The sequence below is a fragment of the Fibrobacter sp. genome (assembly GCA_024399065.1).
Taxonomy (GTDB): Bacteria; Fibrobacterota; Fibrobacteria; order Fibrobacterales; family Fibrobacteraceae; genus Fibrobacter.
Genome location: JAKSIB010000079.1, coordinates 1 through 2,570, shown reverse-complemented (window position 1 = coordinate 2,570; position 2,570 = coordinate 1). Strand labels below are relative to the sequence as shown.

General features: G+C 33.2%; 6 protein-coding genes. 1 reads left to right on the top strand and 5 read right to left on the bottom strand.

From position 1 onward, the window contains the following. Positions 1-277: 277 nt before the first annotated feature. The 5 genes from MJZ25_16460 to MJZ25_16440 form a co-directional block, all read right to left on the bottom strand. A complete protein-coding gene (locus MJZ25_16460) occupies positions 278-451 on the bottom strand; it encodes a hypothetical protein (GenBank protein ID MCQ2125768.1) in 174 nt (57 codons plus the stop codon). Between the two features lie 196 nt (positions 452-647). Then, positions 648-839: a helix-turn-helix domain-containing protein gene (locus MJZ25_16455; GenBank protein MCQ2125767.1), complete on the bottom strand. Its 192-nt coding sequence runs from the start codon at positions 837-839 to the stop codon at positions 648-650. Beyond that, positions 823-1,272 carry a hypothetical protein gene (locus MJZ25_16450; protein ID MCQ2125766.1) on the bottom strand — a complete coding sequence of 150 codons (450 nt, stop codon included), beginning with the start codon at positions 1,270-1,272 and terminating at the stop codon, positions 823-825. The genes MJZ25_16455 and MJZ25_16450 overlap by 17 nt, the downstream gene beginning before the upstream one ends. Positions 1,273-1,284: 12 nt before the next feature. Further along, positions 1,285-1,569, bottom strand: coding sequence for a hypothetical protein (locus MJZ25_16445; GenBank protein ID MCQ2125765.1), 285 nt, complete (start codon positions 1,567-1,569; stop codon positions 1,285-1,287). Beyond that, positions 1,569-1,847, bottom strand: coding sequence for a hypothetical protein (locus tag MJZ25_16440; GenBank protein ID MCQ2125764.1), 279 nt, complete (start codon positions 1,845-1,847; stop codon positions 1,569-1,571). Before MJZ25_16440 ends, MJZ25_16445 begins: the two co-directional genes overlap by 1 nt. 35 nt (positions 1,848-1,882) lie before the next feature. On the opposite strand from MJZ25_16440, the gene MJZ25_16435 reads away from it, so the two are divergent. Next, entirely contained in the window at positions 1,883-2,350 is a 468-nt protein-coding gene (locus tag MJZ25_16435; protein ID MCQ2125763.1) for a hypothetical protein, read from the top strand. Positions 2,351-2,570 lie beyond the last annotated feature (220 nt).

Here is a 2,570-nt window from a genome sequence, read left to right as displayed (position 1 = left end):
AGCCATCGGTAAAACTCCACCAGGATTCAGCAACAAGGATTCCACCTGGGTTCCATCGCAGACTATCCACCAGGATTCCACCAGGATTCAGCAACCAGGATTCCACCTGGGTTCCATCGGATCCACTTTGGAGCCATCGGTAAAAACTCCACCTAGATTCCATCGGCTCCACTTTGGAGCCATCGGTAAAACTCTACCTAGATTCAACCAGGATTCAGCAACCACCGCAAACAAAAAAAAGCGGTCAATTTGACCGCCTTAAAAATTCCGTTTGAAATTATTGTTTTTCAATATCCGAAATTCTTTGATTAAAATATTTGTGCAACTCGCCAAAAAACGATTTTTCAATATAATTTTCGTTTTTTGCAAATTCCAAATTAGTTAACTTATCTTCAAGTAAAGCCCTCAAAGCCTTCGCCTGCCCTAACGTGATAGAAAACATTTTTTTCATTTTTTACTCCTATATTAAAGGTTTATTTCTTTTTTTAAAGAAACGATTTTTTTATAAATCATCTCTTTAGCCGTTTCTTCATCAGTTCCGTAATTTACAAGAATTGCGAAACAATAGCCAATCGCACACATTACTTTTTCAAGCATACAAAACCCTTTTTTCTTAATTTGTCAAAAACTTAAAACCACAGACAAGACTATTTTTTAAAAAACGTCTTTCTTTGGATATATTCTTTTATCCATTCCATTTTAAAAAGTAATGGACGGCTTATCCTCATATATGTAATTTTTTTCCGCCAACACTCTCTTTTAATTGTTTCTGGGTGTGCTCCAACCATTTTTGCAACCTCATCTAATGTATAATATTCTTCATCAAGAATTACTTGCATATTCCGCCCCGTCATTGATAATATGCTTACAATAGGCAACAAAAGCACCCTGCACGTTTTTAATAGGTATTCCGTTTATTTTCCAATTATCGGCACGATGTTTTAAGATAAACTTACTAGCTAAATATTTGGGAAAATTATTCTTTTGGGCTATCTTGAAAATTTCTTTTTCAGTAGGATTCAAATTTGAAAAAATAGACCTATCCGATTCAATTTTTTTCAGTTTGCCACCAACAAGCAAAAGCACATGGATAAAATTTTTAATTTCATCACTTGCTATTGTCAAAACCAAACTTGCGATTTTTTTTTCATCTTCATTATAAATTCTATTTTGGTCAGACAAAACAAAAAAGCACTTTGCAAAATCTTCAAACGATGGATTAGACGTTTCAAATTCTATCCTATCATAAAAGTAGTTTTCATCAATAGCCATATAACAGCCCCACTAAATCACGTTTGCGGATTCATCACGTTGTTCTCTTTTATCTCTCTTACCCTCTCCCCCACTCCTAGCCCTCGCAACATTCCTTTTTTTTGTTTCAAGCCCCAAATCATACAACTCTTTCGCATTGGCTACCGCTTCATTATCGCACGGCTCAAAATCTCCAGTCACCAAAGCCGTTGTAAAATCTTTGATATAGGTTGCAAGTTCATCAGGCTTTTTGTAAGTAAGTGCAACAAAAAAATTTACAGGAATAACCAAAGAAAGTACCTCACCATTAAAAGCCATTATTTACCGCCCTTATTTTCCGCCATATCAAGCAAAAACAAAATGATTTCATCATTTGTAATTCTTTTTTTTTGTTCCGCTTGACGTTGAAACTTAAAAGAGAGAAACCTCTCATACACGTCATTTTTCAAACTCATTCCTTTCAAAAGAAACCTCATTTTGATTATTATTTTTGCCAATTCAATTGGTTTTGTTGGTAATCTAATACAATTATCAACAATTGTCAATACTATTTTTGCAATTTTCTTGTGATTTTGCACAATTACAACAAAAAACACAACAAAACGATTTATTTTGTTTCTAAATTTTAATTATGGATATTTCAAATTTTCTAAAACGAATTAAATCAAATCAAGTACAATTAGCAGAAAGTCTAGGGACAAACCCCTCCAACGTCTGCAATTGGGCAAAAGGGAAAACAGCACCTAGTTATAAAACAATATGCCAACTTATAAAAATGGGAATGGTATTTAACGAAATTTTCGGTCAAGATATTTGCAACATAGAAAAAGCAAACAATCCGACAAACGTAAAAAATTTATACGATATTCAAGATTTACAAAAAGCACTCGGAGAAAATTTACTCAATCAAAAAACAAACAACGATTTAGCAAACTACCTAGCAATTTTGACATTAATACAACACTATATAGATATTGGTGCACAAAACCCATTTGAAGAAAGAATATTTGATTTAGTCGCTTTTTTAAAACAAGAAATACAAAAGAAACTTGATAAAACCGCAAGCGAAGCATTTAATAAAATGAATAAAGACGATTAAAAAAAAATAATAAACAACAAAAGACTATAACAAACTACAAAAGCCTTAATTTTTAAGACTTGCCAATCACAAATAAAAAAAATACTTTGCTATAAAAACCTCACTACAAAGCCCAAAGCGAACATAGAATTATATTCTGTGTTCGCTTTCTTTTTAGATTCAGCAACCAGGGTTCCACCAGGATTCCACCTGGGTTCCATCAGCTCCACTTTGGAGCCAT

What these genes read in the sequence shown, in the direction of transcription:
- MJZ25_16455 (MCQ2125767.1), bottom strand. Translation starts at nt 839, where the DNA reads ATGCAAGTAATTCTTGATGAAGAATATTATACATTAGATGAGGTTGCA.
- MJZ25_16445 (MCQ2125765.1), bottom strand. Translation starts at nt 1,569, where the DNA reads ATGGCTTTTAATGGTGAGGTACTTTCTTTGGTTATTCCTGTAAATTTT.
- MJZ25_16435 (MCQ2125763.1), top strand. Translation starts at nt 1,883, where the DNA reads ATGGATATTTCAAATTTTCTAAAACGAATTAAATCAAATCAAGTACAA.
- MJZ25_16460 (MCQ2125768.1), bottom strand. Translation starts at nt 451, where the DNA reads ATGAAAAAAATGTTTTCTATCACGTTAGGGCAGGCGAAGGCTTTGAGG.
- MJZ25_16450 (MCQ2125766.1), bottom strand. Translation starts at nt 1,272, where the DNA reads ATGGCTATTGATGAAAACTACTTTTATGATAGGATAGAATTTGAAACG.